General features: G+C 32.0%; 15 protein-coding genes. 13 read left to right on the top strand and 2 right to left on the bottom strand.

Annotation, left to right across the window (positions count from 1 at the left end; all coding sequences use genetic code 11):
• The first annotated feature begins 64 nt into the window (after positions 1-64).
• The 5 genes from AT726_RS03570 (at position 65) to AT726_RS03550 (ending at position 6253) form a co-directional block, all read left to right on the top strand.
• Positions 65-862, top strand: a complete 798-nt coding sequence (locus tag AT726_RS03570) for a tetratricopeptide repeat protein (RefSeq protein WP_068759050.1) — start codon at positions 65-67, stop codon at positions 860-862.
• 84 nt (positions 863-946) lie between these two features.
• The gene (locus tag AT726_RS03565) at positions 947-1954 is read left to right on the top strand and encodes an LCP family protein (protein ID WP_068759049.1); all 1008 of its coding nucleotides are present in this window, start codon (positions 947-949) and stop codon (positions 1952-1954) included.
• A 511-nt stretch (positions 1955-2465) separates the two neighbouring features.
• Positions 2466-3065 carry a DedA family protein gene (locus AT726_RS03560; RefSeq protein ID WP_068759048.1) on the top strand — a complete coding sequence of 200 codons (600 nt, stop codon included), beginning with the start codon at positions 2466-2468 and terminating at the stop codon, positions 3063-3065.
• Positions 3065-5665, top strand: a complete 2601-nt coding sequence (locus tag AT726_RS03555) for a cation-translocating P-type ATPase (protein WP_068759047.1) — start codon at positions 3065-3067, stop codon at positions 5663-5665. The genes AT726_RS03560 and AT726_RS03555 overlap by 1 nt, the downstream gene beginning before the upstream one ends.
• A gap of 189 nt (positions 5666-5854) precedes the next feature.
• Entirely contained in the window at positions 5855-6253 is a 399-nt protein-coding gene (locus AT726_RS03550) for a hypothetical protein (protein ID WP_158508536.1), read from the top strand.
• Positions 6254-6316: 63 nt separating this feature from the next.
• Here the strand turns inward: AT726_RS03550 and AT726_RS03545 are convergent, their stop codons facing one another.
• Both AT726_RS03545 and AT726_RS03540 read right to left on the bottom strand, forming a co-directional pair.
• Positions 6317-6553, bottom strand: coding sequence for a DUF2500 domain-containing protein (locus AT726_RS03545; RefSeq protein ID WP_068759045.1), 237 nt, complete (start codon positions 6551-6553; stop codon positions 6317-6319).
• A gap of 25 nt (positions 6554-6578) precedes the next feature.
• Complete coding sequence (locus tag AT726_RS03540; protein ID WP_068759044.1) at positions 6579-6764, bottom strand: hypothetical protein; 186 nt, start codon at positions 6762-6764, stop codon at positions 6579-6581.
• Positions 6765-6968: 204 nt separating this feature from the next.
• Here AT726_RS03540 and AT726_RS03535 point away from each other — a divergent pair, with 204 nt between their 5' ends.
• The 8 genes from AT726_RS03535 (at position 6969) to AT726_RS03500 (ending at position 19923) form a co-directional block, all read left to right on the top strand.
• The gene (locus AT726_RS03535; RefSeq protein ID WP_068759043.1) at positions 6969-7475 is read left to right on the top strand and encodes a hypothetical protein; all 507 of its coding nucleotides are present in this window, start codon (positions 6969-6971) and stop codon (positions 7473-7475) included.
• A 616-nt stretch (positions 7476-8091) separates the two neighbouring features.
• The gene (locus AT726_RS03530) at positions 8092-10077 is read left to right on the top strand and encodes an LTA synthase family protein (RefSeq protein ID WP_068759042.1); all 1986 of its coding nucleotides are present in this window, start codon (positions 8092-8094) and stop codon (positions 10075-10077) included.
• A gap of 283 nt (positions 10078-10360) precedes the next feature.
• Positions 10361-12727: a glucosaminidase domain-containing protein gene (locus tag AT726_RS03525; RefSeq protein ID WP_158508535.1), complete on the top strand. Its 2367-nt coding sequence runs from the start codon at positions 10361-10363 to the stop codon at positions 12725-12727.
• Positions 12728-12922: 195 nt separating this feature from the next.
• Positions 12923-13930 carry a glycosyltransferase family 2 protein gene (locus tag AT726_RS03520; protein ID WP_068759040.1) on the top strand — a complete coding sequence of 336 codons (1008 nt, stop codon included), beginning with the start codon at positions 12923-12925 and terminating at the stop codon, positions 13928-13930.
• Between the two features lie 124 nt (positions 13931-14054).
• The gene (locus AT726_RS03515) at positions 14055-15032 is read left to right on the top strand and encodes a glycosyltransferase (protein WP_068759039.1); all 978 of its coding nucleotides are present in this window, start codon (positions 14055-14057) and stop codon (positions 15030-15032) included.
• Positions 15033-15076: 44 nt separating this feature from the next.
• Positions 15077-17146, top strand: a complete 2070-nt coding sequence (locus AT726_RS03510; RefSeq protein WP_068759038.1) for a DUF6077 domain-containing protein — start codon at positions 15077-15079, stop codon at positions 17144-17146.
• 98 nt (positions 17147-17244) lie between these two features.
• Positions 17245-18096, top strand: coding sequence for a LicD family protein (locus tag AT726_RS03505; RefSeq protein WP_055305224.1), 852 nt, complete (start codon positions 17245-17247; stop codon positions 18094-18096).
• Between the two features lie 780 nt (positions 18097-18876).
• Positions 18877-19923: a glycosyltransferase family 52 gene (locus AT726_RS03500; RefSeq protein ID WP_068759037.1), complete on the top strand. Its 1047-nt coding sequence runs from the start codon at positions 18877-18879 to the stop codon at positions 19921-19923.
• The last annotated feature ends 20 nt before the right edge of the window (positions 19924-19943 follow it).

The raw sequence follows: 19943 nt of genomic DNA, 5'->3' as shown, positions 1-19943 counted from the left end.
ATCTAATATTTCAATTTATTCTTAGTGAGTAAAAGAGATGATGATAAAGGGGGAGGGAGCTTCAGTGATGAAAATGAAGGAACGAGTGGAATGGTTCAAGCAATGGTTTCAATTATATAAAAAACAGTTGATGATAGGTGTTTTAGCCCTAATAGTAATGTTTATCGCTGGAGTGTTTGCTTTTAACTATCAATTAAAAAAAGTATTTAATCAAGCTATTACCTATTATCAAGAAAATGACTTATTTGGATTTGAGGAGATTCGCTATGACTTGTATGCTCAGCAAGGAGAGGCATTTGATGCGTTTTTAACACAGGAGGCATTAGAAACATTTGAAAAATTTAAAGCCGAGGATATGAGTTATTACGAGGCGATAGGAATCGCTCAACGAATTGAATCCTTTGCGAATAAATCATCTAATATTCAAAGTTTCCAGGAACAAATTGAACAGTTAAATCAATCCAGAAAAGTCTTTGAGAAAGCTGAATCCTTTGCCATTAATAAGGAATGGGAGCAAGCCTATTACCATTATCAACAAGTGATTGAGTCGGATCCTAACTATGAGAAAGCACAACAATTAGCTGATTCTGCGAAGCGTTGGTGGATACAAGAGATTCTAGTGGAAGCAGTGACGTATTACGAAGAAGGAGATTATGAACAATCATTAACAACCATTGAAAAAGGATTGGAACTATCACCAGGTCATGAAGCTTTTGTTGATTTACAAGAAGCCGTTCATGTTGCCATAACAGAAGGACAAAAAGAAAACAAATGGACGGAATTTAAAGATAAAATCACCTCATCGATTCAGTCGGGAATCGAAAATATTCAAGGTATTTTCAATAAAATCTTTAAGCGATAATAGGGGAGAAATTTGTAGAGATAACATCCTTTTTCGGATAAATATGGTATAATTTTTATTAGTTTTATAAACGGAGGGAATCGGATGAAGCGATTTAAGATTTTATGGATTGTTTTAGGGACTATTGTCGTTTTAGTTGGTGGAGGATTTATCTTCGCTAATTATGTAATTGACTCAACGTTAGGGAAAATGACAACAACAGAAAAGTTAGAAAAAGAAGAGGCAGAAATTAGTGAAGAAGTCATCGCGAAAGAAGAAGAGTCGCAAGTTGTCAATATTGCGATTTTTGGAGTCGATAAAAATGGCGATCAAACCGATGGGCGTAGTGATGCTATGAAAGTTTTATCACTAGATGCTAAAAATAATGTCGCAAAAATTACGTCTATTCAACGTGATACATTAATTTATATTCCAGGTGTGAAACAAGACTTTGAAAAATTAAATCATGCCTATGCTTATGGTGGAGCGACACTAGCGATGCAAACGATTAATTATAATTTTGATTTAGATTTAACACGTTATGTTGCCTTTAACTTTGAAGGAGTCCAGCATGTGATTGATGCCATGGGCGGGATTGAACTAGAAATAAAAGAGTATGAAGTTCCCTATATTTCAAATGTTTCTAAAAGTGGCTATCAACATTTAAGCGGTGAACAAGCGTTAGCCTATATGCGTGTTCGTTATGCTGATAGTGATTATGTTCGTATGGATCGTCAAACAACGGTGATGAAGGCAATGTTTTCTAAGCTAACAGCACTAGGTTATACAGAGTTATTATCATTACTGAATGATTGTTTACCTTACATTGAAACGAATCTTACAAAAGATGAGATTTTATCATTAGGAATGCAAGCGTTGAAGGTGGATTTAGGAAATATCCAAACGTACCAAGTGCCACGTGGAGGATATGAAGACATTAATCATAGCGTAAGTTATAATGGGTATAGTCCACTTTATGTCATGAATAGTTATCAAGACATGGTTAAAGACTTGCATCAAGATATTTATGGTGATGATAACTATGAACCTTCGCAAACCGTAAAAAATACCGAAGCAAAAATCTATGAAAAATTCGGATATATTCAAAAATAAAGTAAAAAGCTCTTCTTACTGTTTTGAGTTAGAGGAGTTTTTTTAGTTTTTATTCTGATGTTACATTAATTTTATACAAAGTTTAGGGTTAACAATCAGGAATAGACCTGCTATATTATTAGTAACAATAAGGGAGTAGTCAACACTGATACAAGTGTGGTGAACATCAACAACCGCGAAGGAGTTTTCTGTTTTATGCGGCATCTTATTGCCAATAACTATCCTTAATGACTAGGATAATAGAGACTCATTCTGGTGTCACTAAGAATCTAAATTTTTCACTTAAAAGGTAAGCGACTTTATTTGTGAAGGATAGTTTAGGATTCTCGACGAGACTTATGTTATAACAACGCTTTTAGTTGGGATAACTTAAGTCTTTTTTTGTATCTTAGTGTGCTTGACTGCTCCTTTTTTTCATATGATTAAAAGGATATGAGCCATTAGACGGATGAGACGAAAGATTAAGTTATCGTAACGAGCTTGAACAAACATAATCAAAAGGAGTGAAACGATGGAATGGATAATTGATTTCATTACTCAGTATGGACTGATTGCAATGTTTTTGTTTATTGCACTTGAGTATGCCTGTTTGCCACTACCAAGCGAAGTCGTGTTACCACTTTCAGGTGCCATGGCCGTTTCAAGTGGAAGGCCCCTTGTCCTTGTGATCATTATTAGTGTGGTTGCAGGACTTTTAGGTTCGATGATTTGCTACAGTATCGGATATAGCGGTGGAAATGCAGTTCTCGATAAAATCATGAATGACTATCCTAAGTCGAGAAAAGGGATTGAATCAACTAGACGCTTTTATAGACAATATGCGACGATTTCAGTTGGAATTGGACGTGTCATTCCGCTATTTCGCACGTATATTTCGTTTATGGCAGGAATTACGAAACAAAACTTGAGCACCTTTTTACTTGCTTCAAGTCTTGGAATTTTAGTATGGAATAGTCTTTTAATTGCACTTGGTTATTGGTTAGCAGAGCGTTGGACTGATGTGATGGGGTATTATGACCAAGGAAAGTGGTTTATTTTAGGAGGAGCGGTCGTTGTGATTGCTTTCGTCGTGCTTAAAAAATTACGTCAAAGGAAAGTGGGGAAACTTTAATGGCTCATTTTTATCAATCGTCTCATGATGAAGTATTAAAAGAATTAAAAACCTCAGAACAAGGATTAACACCAGAAGAGGTGAGCAAGCGTCAAGAGCAGTATGGATTAAATGCCTTACTTGAGGAAAAAGAGGCTACCATCTTTCAAATTTTCATTGATCAGTTTAAAGATTTACTCGTGTTCATTTTAATTGCAGCGGCCATTATCTCTATGCTGAGTGATAATGTTGAAAGTGCACTCGTTATTTTAGCGGTGATTACGTTAAATGCGATTTTAGGGACGGTACAAACCGTTAAAGCAAAAAAATCACTACAAAGCTTAAAGGCACTATCAACCCCACATGCGAAAGTCATTCGTCAGGGGGAGAAACAAGAGATTCCATCAACTAAGCTAACCGTTGGGGATATTGTTTTACTTGAAGCGGGAGATGTTGTGAGCGCGGATGCACGACTATTAGAAGTGTATAGCTTACAAGTGAATGAAAGTGCCTTAACCGGGGAAGCGGTGAGTGTGGATAAAGGAACCGATCCGATTGTAACTGAGAATTGTGCCCTTGGGGATCAAACAAATATGGTCTTCTCAAGTGGATTAGTCACTTATGGACGTGGAGTCGCTGTGGTCACCAATATTGGGATGGAAACTGAGATTGGGAAAATTGCAAAGTTAATGAATGAAACAGAAGCCCGTAAAACACCGCTGCAACGAAATTTAGATGCCTTTAGTCGTCGTTTATCATTTGTGATTATTGGGGTTTGTATTATTGTCTTTATTTTAAATATGATTCAAGGCGCATCAACGATTGATGCGATGATGTTTGCAGTGGCATTAGCGGTTGCAGCGATTCCAGAAGCTTTAGCGTCTATTGTGACCATCGTCTTAGCGATCGGAACACAAAAGATGGCGAAAGAAAATGCTATTATTAAAAATTTAAATAGTGTCGAAAGTTTAGGATCTGTATCGGTTGTTTGCAGTGATAAAACGGGGACCTTAACACAAAACAAAATGGTGGCCCAGCAACTATATATTAGTGATGAATTAATTAATTGGGATCAACTTCATCCAAATCAAGATCCGGATCGATTATTGATGCTTGCTTGTGGATTATGTAATGATTCAACGACGACCACAAAGCAGCGTATTGGAGATCCAACCGAGTTAGCACTCGTTGATTTATTAGAAAAATATCAAATAGATGAGATGGATCTTCGTGACAAATACGATCGTTTGAGTGAGTTGCCTTTTGATTCACAGCGCAAGTTAATGAGTACGCTCCAAATGATTGACGGTCAATCTACTATGCTCATCAAAGGGGCTCCTGATGAATTGTTGGCGCGTTGTCATCAAGTCTTTACTGTTGATGGCATTCGTCCACTTTCAAGTACTGACCAACAAGTCTATCAAGAAATCAACCAACAGTTTGCAAAGCAAGGGTTGCGCGTCTTAGGATTCGCCTATAAGAAAGTCGATAAAGACGAGTTGGAGATGAACGACGAGCATGACTTAGTATTATTAGGACTCATCTCATTGATGGATCCACCTCGAATTGAGAGCGCAGAGGCAGTCGCAGATTGTAAGCAGGCCGGAATCAAGCCGATCATGATTACAGGAGATCATAAAGTAACAGCGAAAAGTATCGCAGCGCAAATTGGGATTTATGAAGATGGCGATTTCGTTTTAGATGGCAATGAACTGGATCAATTATCAGATGAACAGTTAAAACAAAAATTACCTCATATTTCGGTCTATGCGCGTGTCGCACCAGCCCATAAAATTCGTATCGTTAAGGCATGGCAAGACTTAGGACATATCGTTGCTATGACAGGGGATGGCGTAAACGATGCGCCAGCATTAAAAAGTGCGGATATCGGAATTGCGATGGGAATTACGGGAACGGAAGTTTCAAAAGATGCAGCTTCGATGATTTTAACGGATGATAACTTCGCCACAATTGTGAAGGCTGTCATGACCGGACGTAATGTCTATGCGAATATTAAAAATACGATCACCTATTTATTATCAGGAAATTTTTCAGGAATTTTATGTGTGCTCTTTGCTTCGATTTTTATGTTACCTGTGCCGTTTTATTCCGTGCACTTACTATTCATCAATTTAGTAACCGATAGTTTACCAGCGATTGCAATCGGGATGGAAAAATCAACACGAAACTTATTACAGGAAAAACCGCGTGATGCTCGTGAATCGATTTTAGATACAATGACCATGAAAAGAATTGCAACAGAAGGGGTACTAATTGCAATTGTGACGATGATTGCATACTTTATTGGACTTCAAGAAAGTCATGGCTTAGCAGCGACTTTAGCGTTTGCGACGCTTTGTTTATCTCGCTTATTCCATGGGTTCAATTGTCGTAGTAAAGAATTTATCTTTAATATTGGATTGTTCTCAAATATGTACAGTATTGGGGCTTTTGTTATTGGATTTATCTTATTAAACTCAATTTTATTGTTACCACAGTTAAATTCACTGTTCATGGTGACAGACATTACACTGAATCAATTAGGAATCATCTATCTTTTAGGGTTCATCCCAACGTTAATTATCCAAATGAATCGATGGATGAAAACTAATAAAGAATGATTATTTACAAAGTGAAAGATGAATGATAAAAGACAGCCACGCATATACTATTAGTAGCGTGATAGGCAAGTATGATAAAACCGTTCATCAACAAAAAAGGAAGTAATCAGCTAGACTACTTCCTTTTTAAGTTTTGAATATAAGAGTTTCTAGAGCATATTTATAAATGATTCAATATATGTTTACTTGATGGAAAGGGAAAAGGTAATGATGGAATTGTTAGAAATGATTGCAATAGGATATCACACGTTTTTATATGTGCCTGTACTGTTAACAGTAGCTTATATTTGTACATTTTTCTATCAGTTAATGATAGGGGATCGGGATTGGACGTACGAGGTTGTTGGCAAGATTTTTTTAGGCATTATTTCAATCGTATCGATTGCAATTGTTAAGATGGTTGTTCTTCATTTAGTCGGTCCAGTACTAATAAAGCAATCTCTTTTATTTTTTCAAACCTTAATTGCTATTGAGTTTTTACTTTACATGAGTAGATATTCAATTACACCTAATCTTTTAAAGTCAAAGTTAAGGACCTTATGTTTTATTCCGATGTTATTTTTCTTTTTGGTACAGTTGATTTCATAATGACTATTTTTTTATTAAAATAACCAAAAGCAAGTTGTCCTAATGATAACTTGCTTTTGGTATTTATTTATCTAAGGACAAAGGTTCAGCCACCTCAAAAGAAACAAATAGTCGACCTTGGAATTGTAATAATCCTTCATCCCCTTCAACAATATATCCGAACTTATTTCTTGGAACTTTTAGTTCCATACGTTGTCCAGTAATAAACTCAAACGTCACATAATAAGTGGTTGATGTTGAATGATGAATGTGCCCATCATGGTTATGATGATGGTGATTAACGTTGGTTCGTTTTGCCACCATACCCCATCAAAGGAGGAAATATTTACTTCGTAAATAATGGGGGCCCCACTTTCACTCGTTCGGTTTGAATCGGTTTATTTTTATCCTGTGCGTATTGAACAATGCTGTAAATAATCATTCCGATAATAATACAAAAGATTGTAATAAAGAAAATTGGAAATAGACTACTCATTAATGAGAATCCATCAAATCCATTGTAATAACCCATATAACCCCTCCTTATCCTTATATTACTAGTATAATATATCATCGTTAATAAATACTATAATTTTTATTTGATTACAGTGAAAGGTGAGGTTGCTGTCGTTTTGCTCACAGATAATATCTAACAGAGGAGTTGTTTTTGTCATATTGTCGAGATTTTGTTGAATATAATGTGATAAGGATTTATTTGCAAAAAGGAGGAGTTATGATGACATCTGAGGAAAAAGAAGCTCGGTTTGAAACCTTATCACTCAGTTTGAAAAAGCGAGATATTTTTAAGGCTCGTGAGTTATTAACTGAAAACTTAAACATATACGAAGATGATAAAGACTTTTTAAATGATTGTTACCATTTAGCTTTAACGGATTCCCTCGTTTTTCAAAAACATAATGATGAAATGTTAGATTACACACCAGCTCACTGGAGCGAAGATATGTATCCTAATTTACTGACTGATTTGAAAAAGAATTTCTCGCGTAAAAGATATCATTTAGCCATGGAGTTAGCTTTATACTTTTATGAACAAAAGCATCAACAAGAAGAAGAGGAAAATGAAGAAGAATTAGAGATTGAACTTAAACCAAAGAAAAAGAAAAAACCTAAAAAGCCCAAACGCGTCATACCACTTGAACAAAAATATACACTCACTGGAATCGGGACGACGAGCCTTTTGTTAATTGCAATGATCATCCAATTGTTGATGAGTGGAGAATAATTTCTTTTAATAGAAATGCTAGCAGCACTTTAATTAATGACTCATATTTTAAACAGTACGGGGTTCCTTATAGTAAGCGAATCAGCGTAGATTGTTTAAGGTGGTCATTAACTTTGTGCTGTTTTTTTGTAGAGAGCAAAAGAGGGAAAACAACATGAATCGAATGAGTTTTAAATTTTATTCACTAGTAGTAATAAAGTTTGATGAGATAGTCAGTAGTAAAACTTTTTAAGTTGAACAGAAATTTTAAATGTAAGAATTTTTTAAGGAAAATAAGTGTAAATTTTTCTATGTGATTGAGTCAATGAATACAATAAATTAGGATCAGAAGCTCCCATTTATTTCTGATTGTTTAGTTTTATTTTTTGTGATAAAAAAAGAGTGAAAGCATAGCATGAAAATCACTATCATTAAAGTAATATATAAGCCCAGATAAGTTTTTTACATGGTAAAAATTAAAGCCCTGCCAGAGGAGGATACATTTCGATTGGAAATGGCAGGGGGACTATATTTTGTCTTAGTACTAAAGTATTTTTATAACTAAGACTGATTCTAACAATGCCAAAAACATTTTAGTTTATATGCAGATTGAGTTTTAATATAGGGAGGGATTCAAATGCTTAATCAAAAGAGAACGAAGCAGTTGCTACGTAGTAATTGGTATTATGGTGTTTGGATTTTAGTTTCGTTTTTATTAACATTTATGATGCAATGGGTTCAATTAGGATCATTTCCTAATGTTTTACAATTTATACACGAAAGTACCTTTTATTTTGTAGTTAATTTTGGTATCGTACTAGCCAGTATGAGCCTTGTTTTATTAGTTAAACAAAAAGTTTTTATGTTTTCTTTAATTACGTTTGTATGGAGCTTTTTATCACTAGCAAATGCTATTGTGGCTCATTTCCGTGGAACGCCATTGATGTTTTCAGACGTCTTTCTTATTAAAGAGGCAGTGAAGTTAGTCGATTTATATTTTACACCGGCTACGATGATTACTTTTGTAGGCCTCCTTATTATATTAATAATTGTCATTGGCTTCTTATTTAAGATTAAGTCTCCTGTCAAAAAGATAGACTACGTTCTGTGTGGAGTTATTCTTTCATGTACTACATTAGGACTGTACACAGTCGAGCGAAATGATTGGATGGCGCCGATTAAGTCAAACTATATGAAAAGTTATCAAACGTATGGATTTTCATATTCAATCTTAAATTCGATTTATCCTTATTTAGGATCAAATCAACTAGTTTATGATGAAAATATTGATGAGATTATGAACGCAATGTCTTTAGCAGTAGAAGCACAGATGAGTTCAACGATCGACTCTGAGTCTCCGTACAATTTAATTGTCGTTCAGTTAGAGTCGTTTATGGATCCGTTATTAATTCAAGGGGCTGAGTATAGTGAAGATCCGATTGCGACGTTCCGTGCATTGACTGAATATTCATCCAACGGCTATATCACAGTTCCGACATTTGGAGCGGGAACAGTCATGACCGAGTTTGAAGTGTTAACTTCGATCTCCATGTCCGCTTTAAAACCAGGAGAAATTCCATACGATCAGCTCCTTTGTACAACACCAGTTCAATCATTAGCGACAATTTTCAACACTAAAGGTTATCAAACGACGTTTTTACATAACTACGAAGGGAACTTTTATAACCGTCATTTAGCGATTGGAAACTTAGGTTTTGATGTCTATGTTCCACTTGAATATATGGCAGGGGATCACGGGGTTCATCAAATTGATAAAACAGATGATGGATTATTATTTAATTATGTCATTCAAGCGTTAGAACAAAGTGAAGAGCCCGACTTCATTTATGCTGTAACAGCAGGAACGCATCAGCCGTATAGTACAACTGATGGTACTGATTCAGAAATTATCGTCAGTGGTGACTTAAGTGAAGAATACCGTCTACCATTACAGGACTATGTTAACCGTATGCATAGCCTAGATGAACAAATTAAACGTCTTGTTGAGTATGTGAACAACTCGGATGAACCAACGTTACTTGTCTTCTTCTCAGATCATTTACCAAACTTGTCAGCTGTTACAGATGAAAGTATGTATGATGTGGATTTATATCAAACACCCTATTTAATTTATAGTAATGCACCGTTAGAGCCTGTTCTACCTTATGAAAACATGACCTCTTATCAATTAGGAGCATATGCACTTAATTTATTAGGAATTTATTCAGGCGCGATGCACAAGATTCATGACATCTATGCAGATTCTGATGATTACCAAAGCATCCTAGATACCGTACAAAAAGATTTATTATACGGTGAAGGCCGCTTTTATGAAAATCAATTGCTTCCATCTAGTTCAAATCTCTTCTTTGGATTAGGAGAGCTTAGTATTGAATCAGTAGAGCAAACTGGCAATTTGTTATTAATTCACGGTAATGGCTTCTCTTCAGAAAGTCATGTTTATTTAGATGGAGAGGCTTTGAGTACAACCTTTGTATCATCACAACTATTGCAAGTGGTGGCACCAAGCCAAACGTATCAAACCATTGAAATCAAACAACATAGCGGTTTAGATCAAGCGATTGGACAAGGGATTCAGACAACAATATCACAATTAAATTAGATTTAAAGGATTAGCGTCGTATTTGATAAAATGAAAATTATTAAAATAATTTAAATGGCTAGTATAGAGATACAATATTAAATAATTAAAGGGCTGTAATGTGTTTTTAACATTCAGCCCTTTTTATATAATCATTCCACTTATAGGATTAATGTTTTTTAAGACTTTTAATGACAAATATAAACAATATACTTTATAATAAAAAAAGGTATATCTATATAAGGGAGAGATGAAAGTGAAAAAGCACCCTAAATATTTGAGAGTGATAAATGCTTTAATATGTATGTGCATATTAATATCTCATTTACAGGACTTAGTCATTGTGGCGAATGCCTCAATAATGGATTCAAGTAACTCTACTTTAACAGAGATTAGTGATGGGGGATTGAATGAAAGTACTCAAGAGAGTGAAGATTCGTTCAATACAGTAGAAAATAATGAATCTAATAGTACTTTTATTGAAGAAGAAAGTAACGAGGAGGAGTTACCTTCTCAAGAAGTTATGGATACTGATGAGGTATCACAAAGTGATGAGATAGACTTAGAGATAGAACAAGAAGAAACTGAGTCTATTGCTGCACAATCAACCGATTTAGTTTCTGCAGACACTCGAAGTCGAAATGTAGGATCAGGACTTGTACAATTTAAAGTAGAGGGAACCACAACATGTGGCTACAATCATAATCTTTATCCAAATAACGGAAAGAGTGAACATACAACGTATATTAACTCTTGCTATGTTAACGATGCACTATATTTAGGAGAAGATGCCGATTACTATTATATTTATATTTCAGGGTATGAAGGAAAAGTTCTTAAAGAAGAGCGACAAGGAAATGTTCGCATCATAGCAGAATATATTCCTGCTAATCCAGTAAGAACTGCATCTTTAGGATTAGAAGAAGCCGAAGTATTAGATGTACCTTATCTAAACTATGCTGATCAAACATTAAATGAAAAGGAAAAAGCAATTAGTTTAGCTTCAACGGGGACAGTTCAATCACCGTCATATTATGCAAATGAAGGTGGAACGTTAGTTCATTACATTACAAAAAATGTAACAATAGATAGAAATTATTCAAAGATTATTGTTGGTTTAGCACCTGAATGGATGCAACAAGGTTATAAATATTATAGTTATGATGGAATATATTTCTATAATAGTTGGCAAAATATCCGAGTGAATGGCCATGGTGCTATTAATGAGAATAGTCCGTTTTATAATTATTATCAGTATCTTTCATTCCGCTCTAGCTCTAATTATAATGCCCAAACACTGGATAATTATACAAACAATAATGGTGGATCCGGAGGTAAATTAGTTAATACCGGACAATATTTTAATGCAGTTCGAAATAAATACGGAGTTAATGGCACACTACAGTATGTAATGGGGATTCATGAAAGTGGATGGGGAAAAAGTAGTATTGCCATGAATAAAAATAATTTATTCGGTATTAATGCGACAGATTCAAATCCAGGTCAAGATGCAAATCAGTTTAAATCAGTAGAAGATTGTATTTATACTCATGCGCAGCGTTATATTTCATGGGGATATACTGATCCTCTTGATGACTGGCGTTATTTTGGAGCTCATGTTGGAAATAAAGGAAGCGGGATGAACGTTAAGTATGCATCTGATCCATTTTGGGGAGAGAAGGTTGCTGGATGGTATTATCGCCTAGATCAAGCAAACGGAATGAAAGATTATAACTCATATATTATTGGAGTTAAAACTGCTAATAAAGTAGTCAATGTATATTCTTCAAACAACACGTCATCTAAAGTGTTATATCAAACTAAAAATAAGAAAAGTAATCTGAAAATTGCTGATTATCCATTTTTAATTTTAGGAGAAGAAGGTGGTTTTTATAAAGTCCAAACAGATACACCTATTGTAAATGGATATCCATCATACAGTGCAACATATAATTGGAATAATTCAAAGGGTTATATTTCTAAAGAAAGTATTAATTATACTAGTAAATCACTAAATGGATGGATTATTGACCAAGGACATAAATACTATTATGAAAATGGAAAAAAAGTTACAGGCTGGTTACAATTAAATAATAAGTGGTATTACTTAAATGCTAAGGGTATCATGCAAACAGGCTGGTTACAATTAAATAATAAGTGGTATTACTTAAATGAACTTGGAGAAATGCAGACGGGCTGGTTAACATTAAATGGTAAGACGTATTATCTAAATCCATCAGGTAAAATGCATAGTGGTTGGTTATATGATAATGAAAAATGGTATTATTTCTGGGATAGTGGAAGTTTAGCTAAAGGTTGGGTTGAATGTCCAGATGGTTGGTATTACTTAAATGAACTTGGAGAAATGCAAACAGGCTGGCTAACATTAAATGGTAAGACGTATTATCTAAACCCATCAGGTAAAATGCATAGTGGTTGGTTGTATGAGAGTGGAAATTGGTATTATTTCTGGGATAGCGGAGGTCTAGCTAAAGGTTGGATTGAGCAACCGGAAGGATGGTATTATACAAACAGTTCAGGAATTATGCAAAGAGGATGGCAAACGATTGGTGGGAAGAAATATTATTTCTATTCTTCGGGATTGATGGCATCTAGAACAACAATAGATGGCTATATAATAGATGAAAATGGAGTTGCCACTAAAAAATAAATCTAGTTATATTTAAAAGTTTTCTAATTTAAAAAGAGTTTCGTAGGTGGAGTCATTAATGACTGCACCCAGAAACTCTTTTTTTGTAGTAACCCCTTTTATTAGTTGGAGCTTATTTGTATAGATTTATTTTCAAGTGGTGAAATATGTGATAATATAAGAAGATGTGTAGAAATTTAATTTGTAGGTGATTTTATGAATTTAGTTAGTATTATTATTCCTGCATATAATTGTCAAGAGTTTATTGGGCAATGTTTAGATAGTATTTTAGCGCAAACATATCAGTCAATAGAAATAATTATTGTTAATGATGGATCAACAGATAATACATTACAAGTTCTTAATAAATATGTAGATAATCATCCAAAATTAATTAAGGTATATTCAGTTCCTAATGGTGGGCAAGGAAGAGCGCGAAACTTTGCTGTTGAGCAAGCAATAGGAAAATACCTATTATTTATTGATAGTGATGATTATTTGGAAAAAACAATGATTGAAACATTAGTAGAAGCAGTTGAAAATAATAACTCAACATTTGCTATTTGTGCCTATTCACGTGTTACCCCAGAGGATACTTTACTATTTAATGAAATGGATCCGAAATATAAAGAGATTATTAATATTAATACGAGTCCATGGAATAAATTGTTTATACGTGAACTGTGGATAGAAAATGATGTCCGCTTTTCAGAGGGGTTATGGTATGAAGATTTAGAAGCTGTTTTGAAATATCTTCCACATGTTAAAAATCCTGTGTGGATATCAACACCGCTATATAATTATGTCCAACGTGAAACATCCTCAATAAATCAATATGATCATAGAGTTGAGGATATCTTCTCTGTTATGAATAATGTATATACTTATTACGAGCAATTTGGTTATCTAGAAAAATATTATGATGAACTAGAATACTTCTTTATTATGCATTTAATCTTTGGTCATCTTTCACGCTGTGTCAGTGAAAAAGATGAGAATAAACGACAGCAATATATTAAGAAAACGAAAGATTATATCGAAGATAAATTTCCAAATTATTATAAGAACAAATATTTCAAACTTGGTGAATTAAAAAAATCGAGCTTGGGCATGTTTGCTATTAAGTTAGTTGGAATTAATGCTTTTAGATTCAATTATTTTGCTTTATTTTTAAGATTGTATGATTTGAAATTACACTTAAGTCCGACAATTAAAAGATGGTAGATTAGTACGAAACTTTAACTAAGCTTAGGATGGTATTTATAAAAATCAGCTGATTCAGGATTTATTCATATGATATCGGGTGAGTACAATTATGAATAATTAACTTTAGAAAGGGGTAGATTTTATGGCTGTTTTTGATATTAGTATTATTATTCCAGTTTATAATACAAAAGATTTAGTAGAGAAATGTGTTATACCCATTTTAGAACTAGCTGATGATACGATTGAAGTTATTTGTGTTAATGATGGATCAAGAGATAATTCATTGGAAGTGTTAAAGAATATTCAATTGAATTATCCAAAAATGGTGATTGTTGATAAAGAGAATGGCGGGTTATCTAGCGCACGAAATAGTGGATTAGAAGTAGCCAATGGAGAATATATTTTATTTTTAGATAGCGATGATTGGCTAGATTTAGAGAAGTTTTTAGAACTGAAGGCTTATTGTAAAGATAAATATGATATTATTCATGGGAATTTTAATTATACTTATGATAATAAGGAAGCAATAAAAAATAAACTTCAATATGAAGGAACTTTATCAGGTCAAGAGTTTTTAAGTAAGGCACTGTTAACTAATCAGTTCTCAATGCCAGTATGGATTAATTTATATAAAAGAAATTTTCTTTTGGAACACGATCTATTATTCATGGAGGGAATCTATCATGAAGATGAAGAGTTTAATCCAAGAGCGTTTAGCTTAGCGAAATCTGTAATGAGTAAAAATATTTATTTTTATGAGTATTATCAACGAGCAAATTCGATTACCAATAATTCTTCTAATGAGGAGCGAAGATTTTTAGATATTTTGAAAATCTCTGAGTCAGTCTCAGCATTTATTAATAATCATAAGTTTGATGCACAATATACAAAAATGATTAAAACTTACTTGGCGTTGTTAGTTATTTCAGGATATATTCGAATTCATGATAAAGCAATGGCACGCAAGTATTATCCAATTATGAAAGAGATGAGGTTATATCAACAGATTGCACCATATGCACTTCCATTTAGAGTTGTATCACTGATGTTAAGATGTTGTCCACGCTTTTTCTTTACAATGTATCGTTTCTATTTTGAAGTGACAAGTAAAAAAATATAAAGTGAATCATTTGTTTATGTAAAAGGAAAAGGAGAGAATTTAGTTTGACATTAATATTAATTACAATATTTTTTGTATTGTATTTCACATATATAGGTGCATTTACATGTCACTTATTTGATAAACAATTATATTGGGTTAACTTAAAGTTCCCAATTGGATTAATGGTTACATTTGGAACTCTTCAATTGGTATCATTCCCACTATTATATCTTCATGTTTCGATGACAACCATAATTATTTGTTTTATTTCTATTTTAATTCTTCTATTTGTATGTGCAACGGGTTATTTTATAAAGAATTGCCCTAAGATGTCGATTTATGGCTTACCCAAGCATATAAAAAAGAATTTATTCTTAGTTGGAATGGTTATTGGATTTGTTAGTTTGCATTTAGCCCTAACCTTCATTACAAATTCTTTAAATGTGGCTTCTTCAGATCAAAGTTTCTACATTACACTCGTTAAAAACAACATTGGAGCTAGTCAGATTAATACTATTTATCCTGTAACTGGACAAGTACGTGACTTGCATTTATATTATAATTTTCAAAGTTATTTTTTATTTTTAAGTTTCATTAGTCAAGTATTTAACCTTGAAGCATTAGCAGTGACAGCTTGGTTTTATCCTGTCTTATTATTAACATTTATTGCAACAAGTATTGTGAATGTATGCTGTTATATGAATATAAAAAATAAATTTACTATAGCTTCATTTTTTATTATTACATTTATGTTTAACTTCTGGGCTATTGAAAATGTAGTTAAATATAATACTTATAATGGGCCACTAAGAGCGTACATCTTTGTTTTTATCTTTATTTTATATTATGAAGGATATAAAACGAAGAAGTTTAATCACTGGTTAATAAATATTGTTTGGTTAGCCGCAAGTGCAGTGCAATCAACTGCTTTATTTAATGGATATATTTTACTTGCATCTCTTGTTTTATATGAATTATTTATCGCTAAACGTAAAGTAATTTTTGAGTTGTTCAAAAGTAGTATTGCCTTACATATTTATGTATTTTTCTTTTTAAGGTACTCATGGCATTATAAGTTATCGACTTTATGGGCAATCGCAATTTTAGCTATATTTGTTATTAGTAAAGTCCCGAAGTGGAAGAGTTGGTGTGAGCAGATAGTTTATCATAAAAATATGCAAAGGGTTATTATTATCGGATATTGTAGTCTGATTGTTTTATCTTTAATTCTATTTAATTATGGATTCTTAACTGCACCTATTAGTAGTGACTACTTTATTGAATATTTAAATGGGTATTATTTTAATAATACATATTATTCAAGTATTGTTTCTTCTTTATTAAATACCAGTTTAAAACTATTTTTGATTCTTTTTAATATTTATCTAGTTAGTAAAGTAACACAGCTAAAAGAACAGCTTAAATTCTTTGTTTGGCTACAAATTATCTTAGTTATTGTATTTTATAATCCGTTAGTATCGCCATTTATTAGTACGTTTATTACCGGATCTGTTTATTTCCGCATGAGAGATATAATTTTTAGTATACCTTTAATTGTTACGCTTCTTTGTTATATATCTTCTCAGCTGAAGTCTGGAAAGGCTATTTTAAGAATTTTAACAGTACTTACATTAGGTTTAGGATTAATTAATATTTATGAGTATATTTCATATAAACCGAATCATATTGAGGACTTTTCACAATATAGTTTTTATTATCGACTGCCAAAGGATACAGTTAATGTAAGTGAGTTTTTAGATCAATATATTGACAAGTATTATACTTCTAAAAATGAACGACCAAAAGCATATAGTACAAATAGACAAATTAATTATTTTTCAAATAAGTATGAAATGGTATATACAATTAATCAAGATCGTCGATTTAATAGTATAGATTTAAGACAAAATATTATTTATGGGGCAAATGAATATGTATTAGAGGGGTTAGTTACGCAACTCCAAGAATATAAAGAATATTTAATTAAATATCGCTTATTACTAAGAGTATATAAAGTTGATTTTGTTGTATTAAATAATGATGTTGATGAAGTAATAAAAAATGAAACACTAAAAGATTATAATTTGATTTATTCAAATCCAACCTTTAGTGTTTATGAACTGAAGGGATAAATACTCAGAGTCAATTATAAAATTTAAAAAGATCATCACAATTTATAAATAATAACTTATTATGAATAATAAATTATTTAGTCATCAGAGGTAGACATATGGAGAATCAACAATTAAGAAAATTACAGTTACATCAATTAGAAATATTAAAGGAAATAGATCGCATTTGTACAAAACATAATATCAACTACTATATTTCGTGGGGAAGTTTATTAGGGGCGGTTAGGCACAAAGGATTTATCCCATGGGATGATGACATTGATATTTCATTATTTTGGGATGATTATCTAAAATTTATACATGTTTGTCAGAACGAATTGTCAGATAAGTTTTTCCTGCAAAATGTTTCTACTGAAAAAAATTATTTTAGGACATGGTCAAAGGTTCGCATTAATGATACAACCTCTATGGATAAAATTTTATCTTTTATGAAAGGCGTACATTGGGGTATTTGTATTGATGTTTTCCCAATCCTTCCAATCCCTGAAAAAAAAACACAACAAATTTATCAAAGGATTTGCATCGATTTATATAAAATATTATGTTTTGAACCTTTATTAGTTGCAATGATTAAAGATAACAAAAAATTGAAATTTTATCAACGAGCTATTTTATATATTCCTTATATGGGAATTTCGATAATTCCTGAAACGATTAAAAATAAGTTTAAAAAATATTTAGTAGATAAATTCTCTAATATCAAAGATACAGAAACGTCGTTATGTGGGGAAGCATTAAGTATGAATTATGATAAATCAATTATTCCAGCTTCAGTCTATGGAACACCTGTACGATTAGAATTCGAAGGACACTTATTTAATGCTCCTCAGCAATATGTTGAATTTTTAACTAAATTTTATGGAGATTATATGAAACTACCGCCTGAATCTGAACGTCAGGGGCATGGTGATACAATTATTAGCTTTGATTATCAAGCCCATAAAGATTAATTGTTAAATAAGTCTAGATAATTTTGGCTCTGTTAGACGAAACTGTTGTTATTGATTATTTATCTATTTGAAATAGATAGAATGTTTAAAAACGAGATTTAATAATCGTTGATATCAAGCAATTTGTTACCAACAAAATTGTCTAACAGAGCTATAATTTTTTAATACAAGATTATCTAGATTATAAGAATGAATAGGATCATTATTAATAGTCCATCTAAATAGATTCAATGATTATGAAACATTTTTTTGTGTCTATATTATTAATAAAAAATATTGGAATAAAATATATTTTTCAGCGGAATCAAGAAATAAATTAAGTATCTTGATTCCATTTCTTCATTAGTTGATGATGATATGAAATTTTTTGAAAAATAATACTTTATAAATGCATACAAAGCTTTTAAAGCGTTAGAGATGGAAGAATTTCGTTATAGGGATTGCTAGATAGAATATAGCGTGACGGAGTTGTCAGTATTAAATTATCTTTATAATTAAAAATATAAAATAGATGTTGAATTATTGTATTTATATTTATACTGATAGATGGATTTTTATTAGCTAAAATTCAAAAATTTTTGCTTGATTATAGTCAGCTTTAGAATAAATGTAGATGACCAACTAAGAGTTTATATAAGATTGTAAAACATATTTCGGTCTCTATATGGAATTTTATTCAATTCATATTTAATAAAATTATCGGCAATTACTGTGTTTTTGTAATAAATTAATTTTCTCTTAAATAAAGAAGTTTAAAAATTACTTAAAAGGAGAATAAAGATGAGAAGCTTATTTATGGCATTTACTCCTTATCAATGTGTGAATTCGACTGCATTGGCTCTTAGTAATATAGAGAATGAGTCAGATATAGTTTTGATGGAGTGGGGAAATAGAAGTGATAAACAATTAATCGATAATTTACATAAAGTATTTAAAAATATTTATATAATCTCTAACATTAATCGATTAAGACAAAGTAAAGAATGGTCAATGAAGGATTATTATTTATATACTAAAAACATTCGTAAACTTGTAAAGAAATTAAAAGGAAAACAATATAGTAAAATCTATGCTTCAAGTGAAAATCACTTATATGTTCAATTTATTTTAAAGAAGTTAGTAAGGAATAATGTCAAATACTATCACTTTGAAGATGGTTCGTTTGAGTATAGTAGCCATGTAGAAAAAAGTAAAGGGTTAGCGGATAATATAACACGTATTCAACAAGGAATTCTATTTGGATTTTATAAGAAGTTATATAATTTCCCTGGTCAAGCCGACGGAATTGAAAAGCTTTATTTATTATATCCAGAACTAAGAAGATTGGAATTAGCTAATCAAGAGGCAGAGAAGATTAACCAAAACTTATTTTGCAAATCTTTAGAAATACTTTATCCAGATGTTATCTCAATTGATAAGGGTGTCATTATTTGTTTAGACTTAAGTGAAAGGGGAGAGGATATTATCGATTTGAATCAAAAAGTTTATAATATCGTTCAATCTCAAACAGATAATGTATATCTAAAATATCATCCACGAGAATTTACAAATAATTATTATATTAAGTCAGATGTAGACGTTAATATTATTGATTCTTATTTACCTATTGAATGTGTTTTGAAAAACTTTAAAGGAGTCATGGTTTCTAATTTAAGTTCTATTTTACATGTACTAACTTTTATGAATCCAAATGTTGATATTATTTGTACTGCTTATTTAGATAGTGAGATTAAAGATAAAGCTTATATAAATATGTTAACAAAGCTTAATGTTAGAATGCCTAAAACTGATGAGGAACTAGCTAGGTTACTAAAGAGTCTGGGTTAGAGCGTTGGAGGTAAAAAACA

The organism is Turicibacter sp. H121 (assembly GCF_001543345.1).
Classification (GTDB): Bacteria; Bacillota_I; Bacilli_A; order MOL361; family Turicibacteraceae; genus Turicibacter; species Turicibacter bilis.
Note: the sequence above shows the minus strand (reverse complement) of the source record. Positions and strands in the feature narration are given on the sequence as shown.

Bases quoted from the DNA above. Each gene is read 5' to 3' on its own strand.
- AT726_RS03555 (WP_068759047.1), top strand. From the start codon at position 3,065: ATGGCTCATTTTTATCAATCGTCTCATGATGAAGTATTAAAAGAATTA.
- AT726_RS03535 (WP_068759043.1), top strand. From the start codon at position 6,969: ATGACATCTGAGGAAAAAGAAGCTCGGTTTGAAACCTTATCACTCAGT.
- AT726_RS03505 (WP_055305224.1), top strand. From the start codon at position 17,245: ATGGAGAATCAACAATTAAGAAAATTACAGTTACATCAATTAGAAATA.
- AT726_RS03530 (WP_068759042.1), top strand. From the start codon at position 8,092: ATGCTTAATCAAAAGAGAACGAAGCAGTTGCTACGTAGTAATTGGTAT.
- AT726_RS03525 (WP_158508535.1), top strand. From the start codon at position 10,361: ATGTGCATATTAATATCTCATTTACAGGACTTAGTCATTGTGGCGAAT.
- AT726_RS03515 (WP_068759039.1), top strand. From the start codon at position 14,055: ATGGCTGTTTTTGATATTAGTATTATTATTCCAGTTTATAATACAAAA.
- AT726_RS03540 (WP_068759044.1), bottom strand. From the start codon at position 6,764: ATGGGTTATTACAATGGATTTGATGGATTCTCATTAATGAGTAGTCTA.
- AT726_RS03500 (WP_068759037.1), top strand. From the start codon at position 18,877: ATGAGAAGCTTATTTATGGCATTTACTCCTTATCAATGTGTGAATTCG.
- AT726_RS03560 (WP_068759048.1), top strand. From the start codon at position 2,466: ATGGAATGGATAATTGATTTCATTACTCAGTATGGACTGATTGCAATG.
- AT726_RS03565 (WP_068759049.1), top strand. From the start codon at position 947: ATGAAGCGATTTAAGATTTTATGGATTGTTTTAGGGACTATTGTCGTT.
- AT726_RS03550 (WP_158508536.1), top strand. From the start codon at position 5,855: ATGGAAAGGGAAAAGGTAATGATGGAATTGTTAGAAATGATTGCAATA.
- AT726_RS03520 (WP_068759040.1), top strand. From the start codon at position 12,923: ATGAATTTAGTTAGTATTATTATTCCTGCATATAATTGTCAAGAGTTT.